The organism is Moorena producens PAL-8-15-08-1, assembly GCF_001767235.1.
GTDB lineage: Bacteria > Cyanobacteriota > Cyanobacteriia > Cyanobacteriales > Coleofasciculaceae > Moorena > Moorena producens_A.
Genome location: NZ_CP017599.1, coordinates 3,208,603 through 3,227,107 on the forward strand (window position 1 = coordinate 3,208,603; position 18,505 = coordinate 3,227,107).

Genomic DNA, 18,505 nt, shown 5'->3' on the forward strand with positions numbered 1-18,505 from the left:
ATTCAGCCACTCTAAATTTAACAGGTTGTACGACACTTCTTGTTAGATAAATCAAATCGTAAACTAGTTGTCCAAGTATTTCGTTTAGGAGGTTTTTATGACACTTAATAATTCAGATACTTTCAAAATGTTTGATGCAATTGTCATTGGCGGCGGACCTGCTGGAGCAACTTGTGCATACAAGATAGCAGCGAATGGTCACTCAGTTCTTTTATTGGAAAAGGCAAAGTTTCCCCGATTTCATATCGGCGAGTCGATGGTGCCCTACCTGTATAAGCTGTTTGAGATGATAGATATCTCTGACAAAATCAAGGAAGGTGGGTTTGTGCAGAAAAACGGAGTTGAATTCTTAACTGGGACAACTGGAGATCTGAGGCGGCAGAATTTTGGCAATGTGGCAAAAGGGCAAACCCCGTTTTCATACAACCTTAATCGTGCCCGTTTTGACAAAATTCTCTTGGATCATGCTCAGGATACAGGGGCTCAAGTATTACAGGAAGCAGATGTCAAGAAACTCATATTCGATGGCGAACGACTTGCCGGAGTCGAATATCAGTATCAAGGTTGCAGACATGAAGCCCGAGCGAACTTTGTGGTAGATGCTAGTGGTCGGGCTGGGTTAATTGCCAAGCATTTTAACCTAAGGAAAATGAATAATAAGCTGCAAAATGTTGCCGTTTTTCAACACTATAAGGATGTGGTTGCTGAAAACAATCCAGGTGTTGAAGGTGACGTGCTCTTCAGCTGTCATGAAGATGGTTGGCTCTGGGGGATACCTATTGAAACCAACGTGATGAGTGTTGGAGCTGTGATGCCATTAAGCATTCTAAAACAGAGCAATCCCGAGGAAATTTTCAAAGCACATTGCGATCGCTCTCCCCGCATTAAGAGTGCGATAAAAGGCGCAACTCCCTTGTTTAATAAACCGAAAGTAGAATTAGATTTTTGCTATTATTCGGAGCAGTTCACTGGACCTGGATATTTTATTGTTGGCGACGCAGCTTGCTTTGTAGATCCAGTATTTTCTGGGGGTGTTTTTCTCAGCATGCTCTGTGGACTGAAAGCAGCTGAGGCAATACACGAAATTTTTGATGGTAAGGATGATTTGGAGGCATGTCAAGACTTTGAAAACTTATGCAAAACAGGGTACGACTCCTACTTCCGAGTGGTCTACTCTTACTACTATGAATTCAACAGAGACATGAATAAGATGGGTCTAAACTTACCCGGCGGTTTCCGCTTTGTACTTCAAACGTTTGCCGGGGATTTTTGGGCTGAACGAGACCAGCCTGTATTGAGCTACCTACGTTCTAAAAAAGAATGGGATACCTTCGAGCAGCCTTTTGAGCGCATTTACGATTGCCCGATTTATCCAGATACTCATTACAAAGCTGCAGATCCAGCAAGCTTTACACCCCCAGAAGATTTTCTTGAATCAATTAATACACAGACACAAACAGAGACACAAAAGGCGGCAGTTTTGTAGACAGGTTGAGTCAGTTCAACCGTATCAATGGTGAGCATATTTAAGCTCACCAACCAGGGAAGCCAGAGTAAAAAAGCTTTCAATACAGAGCTTAGGATATCCTGGATGTCCAAACTGTATGGAATTGTCAAGGTTTTGTACTTAAAGTGAATGAAATGGAGGTAACAATGAAACGACTAGAAGGAAAAACAGCACTGATTACTGGTGGAAGCACCGGAATTGGCTTTGCAACAGCAAAACTCTTTACTCAGGAAGGTGCCCGAGTTGCGATTATCGGTCAGCACGAGGGTCGGCTCTCGGAAGCGTGCACTCGGATTGGCCCGGATACGCTCGCGATTCGAGCCGATGTGAGTCAAGTTGCTGACATTGATGCCATGGTCGTTGATGTCAAGGAACACTTTGGAGGACTTGACGTGTTGTTCGTTAATGCGGGGATCGCGAAACTTGAGCCGATGATGCAGGTTGACGAAGCTTTGATTGATGAGATATTCAAGATTAACTTTAAAGGTGCTTTCTTCACCGTGCAGAAAGTTGCGCCGATTATGGGTGAATCAGGCAGCATAGTGCTCAATACCTCGGTCAACAACCAGATGGGAATGGTTGGGTCGAGTATCTATGCGGCATCGAAGGCAGCACTGCGATCCCTTGCCCGCACTCTTGCTGCTGAACTGATCGAGAAGGGCATCAGGGTAAATGCGGTTAGCCCAGGACCAATTCAAACGCCCATTTATAGCAAACTCGGAGTACCGCAGGAGCACCTTAAAGAGTTTGCCACTCAGCTTCAGCAGAAAATCCCAATGCAGCGGTTCGGAGAAGCTGATGAAATTGCCAAGGCAGTCCTATTCCTTGCGTCCGAAGAATCGTCATTCGTGCTTGGTGAGGAACTAGTGGTCGATGGCGGATGGACGGAGGTGTAATTTTATTTAGGGTAATTTCTGAAACCACCAAATAGCTGGGTTTTTTCCCAAAGCTTGATTATCGATAGTTCTGAATTAATACACAGGACTTACGCACACAATCCATGGGTAGGGTGGGCAAAACATTGCCCACCCTACAGGTAGCGTTAAATTGAGGGATTTGCGTAAGTCCTAAATACAAATAGATCAGGTCAAAATCAGGCTTTGGGAAGGTGGTTTTAACAGCGACCTGCGCGTAGCACAGATCCGCTTTCCGGTGCACACAAGAAAAAAAGATGCAATCAAAAATTTGCCGAGCGACTTAAAAGAACAAGATAAAATTAGGGAAAATGAAAAACAATCAAGATTTAAAAACCATCAATAAGCCGGCAGGGATTGACGTCAGGAGTCCGGCAGGGCTTGAAAGAGTCAAAGCATTATTTGAACAACAGCAGATTTCTCCAGAGACACCACCAGACAGTAGCCTGGAGTCAATCGCAATATCGGGGGGTGTGTATACTTTTCTTGCAACTGGCGAAGATACCTACGGGCAGTACGCTCTATTCGATTTTCTGGTTCCGCCCGAAGCTGGACCTCCACCCCATATACACACGAGAGAAGATGAGGTATTCTATGTTGTGGATGGGGAAATCAACTTTCAGGTGGGGAACCAGGTTTTTACGGGAACCGCCGGAGACTTTATCCCCTATACCAGAGGTCAAGTCCACGCATTCAAAAACCTGGGGACGGAACCAGCAAGAATGTTGGTAATCGCTGCTCCTGCAGGACTTGAAAACTTTTTCAGGCAAGCAGGTCAGCCTGTTTCAGACCCGTCGAATATACCAGTAGATAATATCCCAAAAGTAGTGGCAGTTGCCCCCAACTTCGGTCTAGAACTCTATCCAGAGGCTGCACTGATTGGTAAGCCTATCATTGAAGATGGCGGCATTACTCTATACGGAGATGAAAGGAGTGAAATCCTGATCGGAAGTGAAGGTAGTGACCTCATCATCGGCAGAAATGGTGAGGATCGATTTTATGGGGAGCAGGGTAATGACACAATCATCGGCGGAACTGGTCGAGATCTAATCTATGGAGGTGAGGGGGACGATCTCCTCTCAGGTCGCGAAGGGAATGATACCCTCACAGGAGGTGGTGATCAAGACACGTTTATAGTTCGTCGTGGTGCAGGCACAGACACCATCACTGATTTCGGCGGTGTAGGCACAGGAGTTACTCCCTCGGATGCCGTGATTGCAGAAGTCGATACACTGAAGTTTGAGGGGCCATCGCTGAGTGCAGAGAACATGCTTCTGAATCAGGATGAAAATGATTTGATCATCACCTTTGAAGGGGTTGAGAACACTGGGGTCATCCTGCAGGATTTTGCCCTGGAAAACCTAGATAACCTTACTAAAGCTACAGGTGCGTCGGAGGATATCGGCAACATTCTGTTTGACGGACAGACTAAAGTTGAAGATAGCTTTGATGTCTTTAATGCGAACCAACAAAGGGGCAAAGTTTTCAATAAAAACTCGGTCACATTCCTCAACGACCTTGACAATAACACCCAAGGCTTTAATGACTCCAATGATGTCATCAACGGCCAGGGTGGCAATGATAAACTGAAAGGGTTGAGTGGTGACGATTTGCTTCGGGGCGGTACTGGTAATGATATCCTGAAAGGCGGCAGGGGTGACGATTTGCTTTGGGGCGGTACTGGTAACGATATCCTAAAAGGCGGCAGGGGTGACGATTTGCTTCGGGGCGGTACTGGTAACGATATCCTGACAGGCGGCAGGGGTGACGATCTGCTTCGGGGGGGTACTGGTAACGATATCCTGACAGGCGGCAGTGGCCGCGATCGCTTTGTGCTTGCCGCTGGAGCCGGGACTGACACAATTACTGACTTTACTAGTGATCAGGATCTGATTGAACTCTCCGCTGGTCTAGGGTTTGCGGAGCTGAAGATTACTCAGGGCACTCACGAGCTTGCAAATGATACTTTGGTCAGTCTCACGACCAGCAATGAATTATTGGCAATTTTAACTGGGGTAGAAGCTAGCACCATTACCAGTACTGACTTCAGTATTGTTTAGCTTTATCGAGCACTCATCCCCAAAAAGGGATGAATGCCCAGTGAGCAATTCTCAAAAAATTCTAACGTCTTAAAACAGAGGCGTTGCTTAATAATGGAATGATTTTAAGAGTGAGGTGGAATGGGCATCTTGGTGGGATGGGTATCTTGCCGTGTAACGGGCATCTTGCCCGTTACAATTCCCAGGCGGGCAGGATGCCCACCCCACTCATATTAATTCCGCCCCTCAGCAATGCCAAAAGGGACCGTTGACAATCGCCTCTTATTCTCTCAACTCTACTGAGACAGGAGCATTGGCAATCCAAACCTAACCCCAACCGTGACAAGCACAGGAGAAGAACCCTAGCATTCTCTGACTCATGTTACGCAACTGTTCCACTACGACTTAAACCCCGAGTAGCCCGAGTATGCTTGAGCAAAAACGAAATCGACGAACCGTAAAAAGCAACATCAAGAACCAAATCAAATTGATCTGCCAGTTGTTTTGTCTGGTTGCCAAGGTTATTTTTTCGAGCCGTTCCATCCGCTTTAGTTTACTATGCACTATCTTTATATGGACTGTATGGTTAACTGCAATTGGACCTAGTCGAGCACTTTCCAATTTGTGTGCTAACTGGGAATTTGCCTTCACAATGGTCTTTGGTTCCATGGTTGCAGGAGCGACAAGTATGGGAGGAGGCGCAGTTGCTTTTCCAGCTTTAACAAAGTGGCTTCACGTCTCTCCCCCCGATGCAAAACTCTTTTCTTTAGCTATTCAAAGTATTGGCATGAGTGCCGCCTCTTTTACGATTGTGGCTATGAAAACTCCAGTAGAATGGAAGTTAATTCGTTGGGTGAGTTTAGGGGGAATTCCAGGTATTTTTATGGGAACAGCTTTTCTGGCTCCTTTACTTCCTCCCGAAGTGATTAAAATTTCATTTACAATGATGGTGAGCAGTTTTGCCCTCATTTTAATTCACTTAAATTTAACTAAGACTGAACGGAAATTTACGATTGAACACTGGGGTAAACGAGAAAAATTTTTATCTATAGTCGTCGGATTAATGGGCGGTATGATTAGTGGGTTAGTTGGGAGTGGAATGGATGTTTTTGCCTACTCTGTAATGGTGTTACTGTTTGGCTTGTGTGAGAAAATTAGCACTCCAACGTCAGTAATTTTGATGGCAATTAATGCCATCACAGGCTTTTTAATTCATAACTTTATCCTGGGGGATTTTGTCACTCCCGTCAGTAATTATTGGTTAGCGGCGGTTCCGGTTGTGGTAGTCGGTGCGCCAACCGGAGCAATTCTTTGTAGTCTGATGAAACGCCAAATGGTGGTTTGGATTTTGATTAGTTTAATTGTAATTGAATTGCTGACTTCTTTACTGTTGATTCCGCTCACGACATCCGTAGTTTCGGCTGGATTCTTTGCCCTGATTTTATTTACTTCATTTTATTATCTGATGTATCGCACAAAACTGAGACGCGCTTAATTGAGTGATTCTTGGTTTCATCATTAGACTTCTGGCAGAAGTCGGGAACAGGGAACAGCGGATCACCGGCACAGTGGACAAGAATTGACGCAAAGCGATGCATCGCTTTTGAAATTAGGCAAAAATTCGGGCGAAAATTCCCACACTCCCCGCGCCCGGGCCCCGCGCCCCTCATAAGGGTAGGTTTTTTACTTTGACCTCAGGTGTGGGGTGTGGGGTGTGGGGTGTGGGGGATAAGAAAGCGATGCATCGCTTCTTCGTTGTTTTCCTTTTCCTCTCCCTCTAGGTCGTCCCATGTTTTACCCAAATGTAAAAAACCTACCCCTGTGAGGGCCCCACACTTCCGATCTTTTTTACAAATATGAGATGCACCCGATGGGGAGATGGCCAGATGGGGAGATGGGGGAGGTTTTTATTAAGGGTAATTATCCTGACATGATATGAGAGTTGATATAGCAATTCTACGACTTGTGAGGTACAAATGTCTGGGTTTTAGGGAGCAGGGAGCAGGGAGCAGGGAGCAGAGAAGAGGAAAGTCAGAAGAGGGAAGTCAGAAGAGGGAAGAGGCAAAAAGTATGTGTACCTCATAGCTACGATAAACGCTATATCATGTCAGGATTCGGAATAGTTTTCAGCTGAGCAACGGCAGGCCAAGGCAACCATTCCCCCCCGCCAACATGCCCAGCCGTGTCAACCCGACATCGATTCATGGAACAAAGCCTATAAAGGGGAGAAACGTTGCCTAGAATAACTCAAATTAGGCAAAGTTTCTATTGGTCTAATCTACTCTTGGTTACAAACGTTTACCTCTTGTTAAATTTTGCACGTATTTCCTCTTTCCCCGATGATCATCATCTGGATCGTCTTGAGCCGGTTCTTGTTATACCCGCTGAGACAGAGGGGGTTTTACCTGTAGGGTACCTAGACTTTAATTTCTTAGTAACATTGTCGGAGATCATTTTTACCCGGCGTAGTATCATCAAATCATTCTTAATAGATACAGACTTCGTAGGTAACTCTTTATTGATTTCAGTTATGGCTTTGGAAATATCAGGTTGATTGCCATTATTAGCAAATTTAAGCTTGAGTGCATCACCTAACTTGTTAGCAATTTTAGTTAACCCTGCTTCTGTGCTATCGTTATACTCTCCTAGCTTAAATTTAATTAATGTAGCCGTTGAATCATCATTATCTAGACTGCCAACTTTTTGGATAGTGATCTCATTTAAACTCGTTTGGAAATGATGTTCCATAAAACCTTTTACTGGTGCTGGAATCCTGGTTGGTGGTATCATTTTACTTTCACCGATCATCTTCCATTGTTTTAACTCTTCATTAAAGTTGAGTCGATCTTCTGGTCTTCCCTGATTTTGGATCCAACTTGGTAAATCTGTTACTTTTTGAGGAGATAGAGTCCATGTTAAACCATTCCAATCGGCGATTTTAAAATCTTCGCCGTTAAACCCTCTTGCTCGAATCATTGTTCCTGGTGAGAGTTCAGAGCTGCTTGGGGAATAAGTTGTGCGCAGCATACCTGCATAGGATTTTTTGCCATCAGTTTGAGTACCATATCTGGGTAGATTGTTACCAGTATTAGGAGTCAATTCATGATAAACTCCAGGAGTGGTAAGTTCTTTTGCCATTTTTTTGAGTTCATCATTGTTGTCTCTGTTGGCATCATTGGCGATCGCCTCTAGCTTGGTTTTCACTGTAGGATCGAGAGGTATCTTGGCATTATCTTTGATCTCGTTTGTTATTGGTGTGGTGACATAGTAAACAAAGGGCAGTGCTTGATCTCGACCACCTACTGACATTTGATAAGGTTTAACTGTTTGTCCTGAAGCATCTTGGTATTGGTAATTTAGTCCAAATCGCTCGATGGTTTCTCTGGCAGATAATTTTTTAGAATACTGATTAAAATTACTGAAGCCACCCAATGTTAGAGCTCCAGGGCTTGTTTTGAGTAGATTTGCGAGTTCGGTTTTGGAGATTACTTTTGTAGACATTTCAATACTCGAAGCTTGTTGCAAGCGAGTATAATTGTCATAAAGCAAAGGAGTAATAATTTCTAGATCACTATCGTTATAATCTTGTGGTTCCTTTGTACTGAGATCGTTTTGAAAAGCGTTTACTAACTTGTCACCGTATTGTTTAATCTCACTATTTGTCCCTTGACCTTTGGCTATGTTCTGAGCAGTGTCAAAGGGAACAGATGCAAAGTGACCGTACTTGTCCGCAATTTTCCGATATAGCTCAACATTTCCGCTGGCTTTATCTCTCCAGCGTCGAGCAATCTCAGTAAGCTTACTAATAGTGATTGCACCACCAGTTTGATTATTCCTGACGTAGTTGTCCATTTGGGTAAACAATAAAGGATTGGAATCCTCTAACAGTTTATTTTGTTTATCGGAAAACTTCGGTACTTCTAAAGTAGCTTCTGAAAAGTCTAAATTTTGCCAACTACTGGAATCAAGCATGACTTGTCGCTTAGCGTTGTCATCTGCTGCATCATTTACCCTTTTAAGAGCATCATTGGTGAGACGATGAATGGTTATTTTAGTGACTTGCTCAGACTCTGGCTTTTGTGTAAATTCAGCCATATTCTTACGCAGTTCAGGTAATTCTACGTTCCAGAAAACTGTGGAGGCAGCAATATTTTTCGGAAGAAAGACATGGACTTCACCCTTAGCATTAGAAGCAAATTCTTTAGACACGCTAGCCCAGACATGATATTGATTGTCCCATATATAACCAATTTGCTCATCCATTTCAGTGGTAATCTTCAGTTTATCCCAAAGTTCACCAATTTCTGTTTTATTGAGAGTTTCGGCATTTTCATCCGTAACTCCAGCACTTCTGAGAATTTCTTTGTCTTCAGCAGCAAACCGACCAATGGCATAGGAACTCCACAATAGAGTTGAACCCTGAGCAGCTACTGGACCAAATGCTCGAATAAACTCGGATACTTCTGCGTGAAAGGCTTCAACTAAGTTTTGTCTTCCTTTTTCCCCTGCTGCTCCACCTTCATAGAAATAACCGTAACCTGGTCCTATGCCTTCGACTCGATTGTTGTATAAAGCTTTAACAAAGGTCCGAAAATAGTCGTCAGCTCTAGTTTGATCTATACTTCCATCTGAGTGTTCTGTAACTTTATCAATAAAATCCTGTTTATATTTCTCTGTCATTTTTTCCAGAAAATTTTCCAGAGAAATAATTGTCTTGTTGGCAACGTTAGCTTCAGGCATAATTCTTAATATCCTCATTAAATGAAAATTGCTTTGGACTGTTATAAGGACACAGCAATGCTATGTCCTTACTTTTTACTTCCGGATAGCCTTACTAGGCATCCTCAGGTAAACCGTAGTATTGAGCCATGTATGCGATAATTTCTGGTGAGTGGGGCTGCAATTCTGGTAAATGCTCTTCTAAAGCATCCCGCACTGCATCAGCAAACTGCACAAAATTATCTGTTTTGTTCTTTACAAAAGGCTCCAATGTTTTAATCAGTTGCCAGTTACTTTCAATATTCAATGCCCTGGCATCTTTAGCTAACTGGGAAGCAGCATTATCATTAAAATCTTGTAGCAGACGGCTGACAAAAGTAACTCGGTGCATAATCCGCCAGCAGGCTGGTTTTTTCTCAGTTTGCTTGGCTTCCCGTAGGGCTTGGGCATTAGGGTCGTTGCTTTGCTCAATCCAGATCGGGTCTACTACTTTACCATAGAAGTCTTCAAAGTTTTCTGCTTTAGGTTCTAGGTAGAAAGTCATAAACCGATAGGCATCCACCTTGCCAGGAACTTTAATCGGATTACCCTCAGTATCATACTGGAGCAAGTAATCTACATAGGTTGAATCCCAATCTTTTTGATCTTCAGGAATTTCATACTTGTACAAGTTGTTCTGGGGATTAACCTGAACTTCAACTCGGAAAGATTCAGACGTTTCCGCACTTTTTGATTGAGTCATATTCAGATGACCGCCCATGCTACCATTCAAATCAAATCCAAAAGAACCCCCAGCAGATACATTTACAGAAATACCACTACCAAAATTTGTATTAAAGGAATAGGAACCACTGCTCGACTCTTGCCTGACATCCATAGTATTAGTGGTTTCAGCATAAAATCCCCCGTCTGCTGTCCATACATAGGTATTAGCAATATTGCGAGTAGCAAATTTTTCCGGTAGACTTTGGTCTTTAGTCAGGGCATCAGCAAGACTGCCAAAGGTGGTAGCAGCACTCAAACCTATTCCTACTCCGAAATTAGGAATAGCAGCAGCACCACTGGCTAAAAGTCCAGCATTGGTCCCCATAACATTTTTGAGAATGCTATTGGATAGGGGTGAGGCATCGTAGTTATCATAATAATTTTTAAACTCCGCTGCTTCCCTCTCAATTTGTCGCTTCAGAGCATAGGTTTCTATGGGTTTAAAGTAGCTATATTCTCCATACTGAGTGGCTTGGGGATAATCGGGGTCAGTTTGCACGCTGCCATCAGGTTGATAACCTATTTTACCGTCTAGGGTTCCCTGTTTAGTATAACGGGGATTGATGGGGAACGAAATAATATTCCAATCTTTAGGAATATCAGGGTTGGGTTGAAAACGATAGGAAATCAGAGCGTTATTGTGAGCTAAACGCAACGCAAAAACGTCGGCTGTTTCTGATTGCACCAGGGCAAACCCCTGATTATTAGGAACATACCGTTGGCCTAAGCGGGGATTGAGCAGATTATTTTTATCTTCCCAGTAACCTACGGCAGATGCCCGCATATTCCTGGTTACAGTTCGTCCGCTACTGCTTCTTTTTTCGTCAGTCCAGCCACCGGAGGATTGAAACTTGCCACTACCTGACATATTGAGTTGTACTTGGGCTTTGAAGGAGACACCAAAACCAAGGGGAGCAAGTAGAGTCCGTAGGTCTAACTCTACACCTGCTGACATTGCCAATTCAAAGGAAGAGTCAAAACCATTTTCTTTGGAACTGGAGAAGTGATAATTTACGTCTTCTGCTTCAATTAGTTCTACTGTGCTGGCTTGTTTGTAAGTGTCAGTGTCTGCTATTGATATGGGACCTACAGTCATGTTTTCACCAGGTATTGGTGGTGCGCCTTCGATGTAACCAATAATCTGAGGGTCGAACTGTACCTGAGAGACCCATTCAGTAGTCAAATTACCGACTTTGTAACCAGTAATTAACCGCCATTTACCATCTTTAATGTAAGAGTAGCAGCGTTTGAAGACTCCAGTTAGATTCTGCTGGCTGTCATATTGCATATCCCCGTACTCGGTGACAGCAGGACTACTGTCTATCTGGGCATTGAATACGGTTTTAACTGCTGCTAAGGCTGAACGCACTTGAGGAATATCGTTGCTGATCGGAGCATCAGAAAAAACAGATGTCGGTTTGCTTGCTTCTGCTCGCAGCATCAGATGATTTCCCATCAAACTGCTGTCTTTCAACTCATTATCAAAAATTTCATCAAAGGTGTAATTAGCGATCAGGTCTTGCTTTTCTCCTTTGAGGCGGGTAAATACATTGTCGAGAATTTGCTCTTGGGTGCGTACGACTTTCCAGACTCGTACTTCTTCCATAATGCCATTGAAGCATTGATCGTAATTTGAAGGACCACCACCAGCTTTGCGAGCGCCAAGGGTGAATTGAGAACTCATCGGTAACACCATTGGCTCATCGAATGGTAATGATTCTGTTCCTAGGACAACTCCATTACTATAGAGGAGAAACTCGGAAGCTTCTACATCTGGATTTTTACACCAAGTGGCACCTTTGATTTGAGCGTGGTTGCCTCCTTTGAAATCATTGGCGAGATTTCCTTCGTTTTCTTCCAACTGCCACCAGGCAACTAAACCTTTTTCCTGGCCGGTAAGCTTTTGGTGAATTTCACCTTTTTCTAGTGCCCGACTCCAAAGCTTGACTTCGGCAATTTTACCCTGAAAATAACTGTTACCTGTTCTGCCAATTTCTAGGGGCTGACTATTACCTTCTGGACTAACAGCAGGTTCAATTACTCGACTGCATACCAGCAAACCATCTATATACATTTTCAGTTCTAGCCACTGAGCAATTCCTTGACCAGTGATGAATGTGGGTTCCTGGGAAGTAGTTGCAGTATCCTGGTCCCTCAACCCTTGCTTGAGCTTTTTACCTCGTTTTTTGGAGGCAACGTAATCAGCTTTCATTGCCTTGTCAATTTTTTGATTTTCACTAGAGGTAAAATCACCAGTCTTGGCATCAATATCTGCTACATCTCCAGTGCCCCAAGCATCGGGGTCTGCTCCACTGTCAGTAGTTTGAGTAACTTTTTGACGAGTAACAGCGATTTTGTGAACTGTATTGGTCTGAATTTGGTTTGCAGGAGACTCTAATTTATGAATCCTGCCTTGACTGTCTTCAAAGGAGAAAGTCAGTTGACCTGCTTCTACTTGCAAAGCATAGGGTACACTTTCTTTTTCTAACCCATAACCTATCTGACCTTTACTGATAATACCCCGTAAGTTGCTGTCACTCACCTGTACTACTGTTTCTATGGTCAAGTCTTCACACAGATTGAGTGCCCGGTTTTTGCCGCAGTCGAGATAGTCGTTACCATCGAAATTCAGGGCATAAGACTGGTGATAACTCACAGCCAAATGATTCCAGTTATCAAGGGGGAAGACATCCTGAGTTTTGAGGTAGCGATCTCCTACTCCGGCAAAGACTTTGTAGCCTTCCTGGAGGGGAGAAGAGACATTAGTAGGACTGCCATGTATCGTTCCATCATTGCCATTGCCACTATAGTCTTTGGCTGTTCTTCCTTCAAAGTGCCAGTAACCTACTAATCCAGATTCGTTGCCACTGAGTCGGCGATTCATATCGGCTTGGATTTGTTCTTCGGTACGGGCATAGTCCCAGATGCGGACATCGTCAATTTGACCTTTAAAGTAATGAGCTCTGGTTTCGCTCCTGCCAATATTCAATGGTTGGTTCGGAGTTCCAATCGGACCTGTAAATGTTTTCGTCGTAGGCTGTCGGTTGCCGTCAATGTAAACAATTATTGTATTTGAGGTGTTATCCCAAGTATATGCAATGTGATGCCACTCATCATAACTAGGACTATTGTTGTCGCATATAATGTTTCTGGAAGAATTTTGCAGCTCAACACGTACCTTGCCCTGGTACCAGAATAGGTTGTATCCAGGATCACTCCAACCACCTCCTGCGTAGAGTATCTGACCATCCTGATTGCTAATTTTTTTTACCCATGCCTCTACAGTAATGCCGTCAGTAATTTGGATTTGGGTACCGCAGTCTATATAATCATTGGAGCCATCAAACTCTAGTGCTGAGGAACCTTGCTCTTGTAAACCGAGAGTATACCTACTACTTTTTGATCTCTCATTATAATGTAATATTCGAGCTGCAGTGCTGACTACTTTGGGCTTAACCCATGCCTCCAGAGTTAGGTTAGCAGTAGCATCCATCTGAGGTATTTCATCTTCACCTATAGCTAGATATTGACTTTGTCCATCAAAGTCTAAAGCCAAGCCAGGAGCATCAGCTACCCAACGACAGGAAGGAGCATCCCCTAAACTTGTGACTGTGCCATTAGGAATTGTGCCTGCGGTTGCCTCCGAATAGACCAGAAATTGTCGGGAACTCTTTTCTTGTTGTAGATTTTCTTGTTGTAGATTTTCTTGTTGTAGATTTTCTTGTTGTAGATCACTATTGTTTATTAAGGCTGGAGGAGATGACACATTTTGAGGATTACCATATATAGTTCCATCATGGCCATTGCCACTATAGTCTTGGGCTGTACCTTCTTCAAAGTGCCAGTACCCTGCTAATCCAGATTCTTTACCGCTAAGTCGGCGGTTCATATCAGCTTTGATTTCTTCTAGGGTGCGATCGCGATTCCAGATACGGACTTCATCAAGTTCACCATTGAAATATCTGGCACTGTTGCTTTTGCTTATCCTGCCAATGACAACATCTAGGGAGTCGGTAAAGTCACTTGGAGCAGATTCTTGTACTTGTAGAGAACCGTCTACATACAGTGACATATTGGTGCTGCTCTTAACCGCTGCCAGATGATGCCACTGACCATCAGTGTAAGTATTTGTAGTGAAAAGGCTAGTTCCGCCACTGCTTCCTGTTGGTTGGCGATGCAAGTAGCGCAAGGTTCCCTGAGCACTGACTTCAATCAAAATACCGTGATTGTAATGAGTACCAGCAAAAATGTCTAGTGTAGAGGAGACAGAGGTCTTGAACCAGGCTTCAACAGTGTAATTGTTGCGGGCAAAATCAATTACTCTACAATCTATATAATCACCTGAGCCATCAAAACTCAGTGCTGAATAATCACCTGAGCCATCAAAACTCAGTGCTGAGAGAGTTACAGAAGTATGGGCAGATGCATCAGGAGTATTGACAGCATAATCGGAAGCGTAATCGTATACAACCAAATAAACTGGAGTCTCTTCTTCTACTTCTAGAGATGCACTGTTGACAGGAATACTGCTGGAGTTGACTGGAACCTCCGCACTTGTAATAACTTTGGTCTCACCAATTTTCAACACCGCACCTGCTGCTAGCTGGCGGTTGGTTGTTTCTACTAGAGTAAGTTCAGTGACTGTACCGGATGTTGCTGCGACTTGTGCTAAATAGAGAGGCTTTGCCTGTCCATTGAGAACTTTGCTAAACATCCGGGGGTCTCGCGGCACATTTTCCCAGGTTTCGGTAATCCCGGTTTCCGAGTTAGCAATAGTAACTTCACAGGTATCAGGATTATTGCCATCACTAATCGTAATGGTGGCAGCGTTTGACTCAGCACCAGTTGAACGAGCCAGGAAGCTAACTTTGCCTCCATCTGTATCAATGACTTTTTGAGCACGGGCTGTTTTGCTGTCGTAGTAAGCAGTAAAGAACTGGGTGTTGGTTCCTTGGAAATACAGAGCTAGTTTACCCATAGCACTGTCAAATAGCTGGGGGGTATCACCAGTATGGGCAAAGCCTAGTAATGCCCCGGAAGCTGTCAAGCCATCATAGTCGGTATGTAACAAAGCCATTGGCAATGATACTTGACCGTATAATGTTTCTTTTTTGCGCTCAAGTTGTTCTTGCTTGGTAAGCAGGCTAGCTTGTTTTTCATCTAATTCCTGCTTTTGGCCATCGAACGAAGCCTTTTGAGCTTCCAATTCAGTGATTCTCGTATTTAAGTAGCTGAGATTATTCTCCACATAACTGATAATAGCCCTGACAGAGTACGCACCCACAAATTGCTCTGTAATAGGACCGTTTAACTTTTCTTTCCAAGACTTTAAACTAGATTCAGTCTGCTGTTTATCTTGATTTAATTCTTCCAATCTCTGAGTTATTTCTTGCAGAGGTTCAAGCTCTTCATTAAGTATTTGAATCTCTCGTTTCAGTTGACTAATTTCCGTTTCCAAACTCCCAACTGCTGAAAAAGAGGTCTCGATAGAATCACCATCAAGATCCGTTCGATTGAGCCAACTCAAAGAGAGATTATCTGGTACCTGTGTTAGCTTCCCTTCACGAGAAACAGCAAAATCTAATCCAGCAATGTACTTGTTAGTGGTTGTCGCTCCATTGGCATCGGTTCCACCTGTAGCCACTGCCAACATCACCCGGGCATTAGTTTTCATCGGCTTGCTTTCTTGCTCATTACCGATTTGAGCATCTTCTTGTTGGAAATACTGCACCGCTGTTAATCCTGATTCAATGGTGCGCCCAGTAAATGAAAAACTATCCCGACTCACCCCTGGATGATTGCCAATGAGGGCATCTGACTTTTGCCAAGTTGCACCAGAAATCGTACCGTTGTTAGCCGAATCAGTTTGGTCATAAACTGTAGTACCAGTATTTTCATCAAAGCGCCAGTAACCAACTAATCCTGGTTCCCTTCCTACCAAGCGATGATGCCTATCCTCGTTAATTTCATAACCACTACGGGCGCGATTCCAAATCCGGACTTCATCTATACAACCGTTAAAATTATCGGCATACCCTTTGCCTAGAAAAACATTTTCATTACCTGCTGTAGCTGCACTATGAGTAATAATCTCCTCACCTGCAAAAGCACCGTCAATGTACCAGGTTAGTGTCCTGCTCTCGAAATTCCTGACAATCGCAATATGAGACCATTCATCCCGCAGCAGTCCAAAACTACTTAAAATTCCCTGAAAAGTATCATGATTGATATTGGCCTCACTAGGATTATTACCACCAGTACCGTAGTAATAGGAAAGTTTGCCGTCTACTTCTAGGGTAATTGCTCCCTCACCGTTATAGGCTTTACAGAAAAGACTTTGCCTGTTGGCCAAAGACAAGGGTTTGACCCACATTTCGATGGTCTGACTGCCTGTAATCTGTAATTCCGAGGGATTCCCTAAATCCACATAATCATCAGTACCATCAAAACTAAGTGCTGATTCTGCTGCACCCTGGGCACTAAGAATTGGCACTAACTCCTCATTCGTAAAGGAGTCTACTCCACTACGACGTTGGAAAACGGCATTCTGATATTCTGGGTTAGGGCTAGTGTAATAGATAGTGCCTTTAGTATTAAACAAGCCATCACCAGCCCGCTCAATATTAAAGGAGTCAATCTTGCTAGTAGCACTGTTATAAGCAAAGACTTGCCAGCGCTGAATATTAGCTATCTGGGTCGGCAACAACAGAACTTGGAAACGTCCTCCCTGAAGCTGGCGCACGAAATCTAGTTCTTGGGTAGGCTCATAGAAAGGTTTGCTTTCGATATCTTTAGCCCCTAGACTATCCTTGGCATTAGCTGGTTGGGTTTTGTTGCGGCTGCGTTTATAACGCACTTCCATCTTGGGCTGTAATTGAGCACCTGCAAGGACAAAGCGGTCTAATAACAGAGTATTGTTGACTAGGGGGACTTTATTGCCTCCAGAAAGCACAAATTCGGAGTTATCTCTGGTGGTATCCCCAGATGAGCCACCACCTTCGAGTCTGGTGAGTTTATAGACTATATTTGGGTCACTATCAGCAATAGACTGACGAAAGACGTAGATATACTGATCGTCAGAAAGTACCTGGAAAGGGGCATCTGCTGTTAGTCTTGCTGTGCTTGAGAGGAAGTCGTCAATTTCATCAGCGTTTAATTTTTCTGGCTTGTCTTCAGTTCGTGTTCCTTTCTTGACTGTGGGCATTCTGGTAGCCCCCACCAAGCCATAACCAACCTGGGCAATTTCGTTGGCAAAATGCAGGGGGCTGGGATTTTTAGACCAGTATTCTACATCTATTGGTCCTTTGTTTTCATCACTGTCGCTGAGGTCGAGGACTGTGTAATAGATACGTCGCTCATTGTCCATGGCAAAGGCAATCACTGTGCCTTTGTGTCGCACCAGGGTGGGATGTTTGTAGGTTTTGTCCTCATAGGATTTGAGGAAATTATCAAAGATGAAATTATCAAAAACACTTTGGTTGTTCATAACTATTATTTCCTTCGTGTGTATTCATGACTTACGCGGTTAACTTGATTTAGCCCCCCTAGCCCCCCAATTCTGGGGGGTAATGATGTCAAAGTCCCCCAGAATTGGGGGATTTAGGGGGCAAATGCGTAAGTCCTGGTATTGTTCGATCGTGAACGGAACCAACGGTTCACGGTTGCAATTGACACCAGCCTTTAGGGTGGACAAAAACCGTTTGGTTCAAATCAGTATTAATGATTAGAGCAGCCTGTAGGGTGGGCAAAAACCGTTTGGTTCAAATGAGTATTAACGATTAAATTACTTTGCCCACCCTACTTTAAACTAAACAAACGTAGTATCACCTAGTGGCAAATCCACAACAGATTATAGGGTGGCTAGAAAAGCTCAAAACCCCACCAAATAAGTGACAAATTTTTTTTGATTAGTCTTTGATAACTTGTCAGCTATCAGCTATCAGCTATCAGCTAATGCGCTACGCGCATTAGCTTACGGCAACTTTTCCAACCATAGTGAGCATTTTTTGCTGTTTGTCAAGTTAAAATTGGCAATTAGGCAATTAACCCAATTAACAATTAACAATTAACAATTAACCAAATGAGATCAATCCTAAGCTCAGCATTTGTAAGCCCTGGCTAATTGGGAGCGATGCATCCAGATTGACCGGCTTCGCTGCTACTGCTGTCTCAATGGCTTTGGACTGAATGGGTTTGGAAAAGAAGATGTTTGGAAAAGAATATTTTTGGAAAAGCCTTATCGATTGGCCACTATTTTCCAGTGGCAAGGCAGATATCTGGGTAGGATTCCGCCCCCCTAGCCCCCCAATTTTGGGGGGAACAAAACTCTCTAAAGTCCCCCAAAGTTGGGGGATTTAGGGGGCTTTCCCAAAACCAGAAGATTGGCAAGGCAGATATCTGGGTAGGATTCCGCCCCCCTAGCCCCCCAATTTTGGGGGGAACAAAACTCTCTAAAGTCCCCCAAGGTTGGGGGATTTAGGGGGCTTTCCCAAAACCAGAAGATTGGCAAGGCAGATATCTGGGTAGGATTCCGCCCCCCTAGCCCCCCAATTTTGGGGGGA

General features: G+C 43.8%; 6 protein-coding genes. 4 read left to right on the top strand and 2 right to left on the bottom strand.

Features of this window, described 5'->3' with window-relative positions; translation table 11 throughout:
- Window positions 1-97 precede the first annotated feature (97 nt).
- From BJP34_RS12145 to BJP34_RS12160, 4 genes are all read left to right on the top strand, one after another.
- Complete coding sequence (locus BJP34_RS12145) at window positions 98-1,486, top strand: NAD(P)/FAD-dependent oxidoreductase (RefSeq protein ID WP_070392566.1); 1,389 nt, start codon at window positions 98-100, stop codon at window positions 1,484-1,486.
- A gap of 167 nt (window positions 1,487-1,653) precedes the next feature.
- Window positions 1,654-2,403: an SDR family oxidoreductase gene (locus tag BJP34_RS12150; RefSeq protein ID WP_070392567.1), complete on the top strand. Its 750-nt coding sequence runs from the start codon at window positions 1,654-1,656 to the stop codon at window positions 2,401-2,403.
- A gap of 329 nt (window positions 2,404-2,732) precedes the next feature.
- Window positions 2,733-4,481, top strand: a complete 1,749-nt coding sequence (locus BJP34_RS12155) for a cupin domain-containing protein (protein WP_070392568.1) — start codon at window positions 2,733-2,735, stop codon at window positions 4,479-4,481.
- A 406-nt stretch (window positions 4,482-4,887) separates the two neighbouring features.
- On the top strand, window positions 4,888-5,955 hold the full coding sequence (locus BJP34_RS12160; RefSeq protein WP_070392569.1) for a sulfite exporter TauE/SafE family protein: 1,068 nt from the start codon (window positions 4,888-4,890) through the stop codon (window positions 5,953-5,955).
- An 851-nt stretch (window positions 5,956-6,806) separates the two neighbouring features.
- Here the strand turns inward: BJP34_RS12160 and BJP34_RS12165 are convergent.
- Complete coding sequence (locus tag BJP34_RS12165; protein ID WP_070392570.1) at window positions 6,807-9,200, bottom strand: hypothetical protein; 2,394 nt, start codon at window positions 9,198-9,200, stop codon at window positions 6,807-6,809.
- Between the two features lie 94 nt (window positions 9,201-9,294).
- Window positions 9,295-17,430 (bottom strand): LamG domain-containing protein, encoded by an 8,136-nt coding sequence (locus tag BJP34_RS12170; RefSeq protein ID WP_070392571.1) that lies wholly within the window; start codon window positions 17,428-17,430, stop codon window positions 9,295-9,297.
- Between the last annotated feature and the right edge of the window lie 1,075 nt (window positions 17,431-18,505).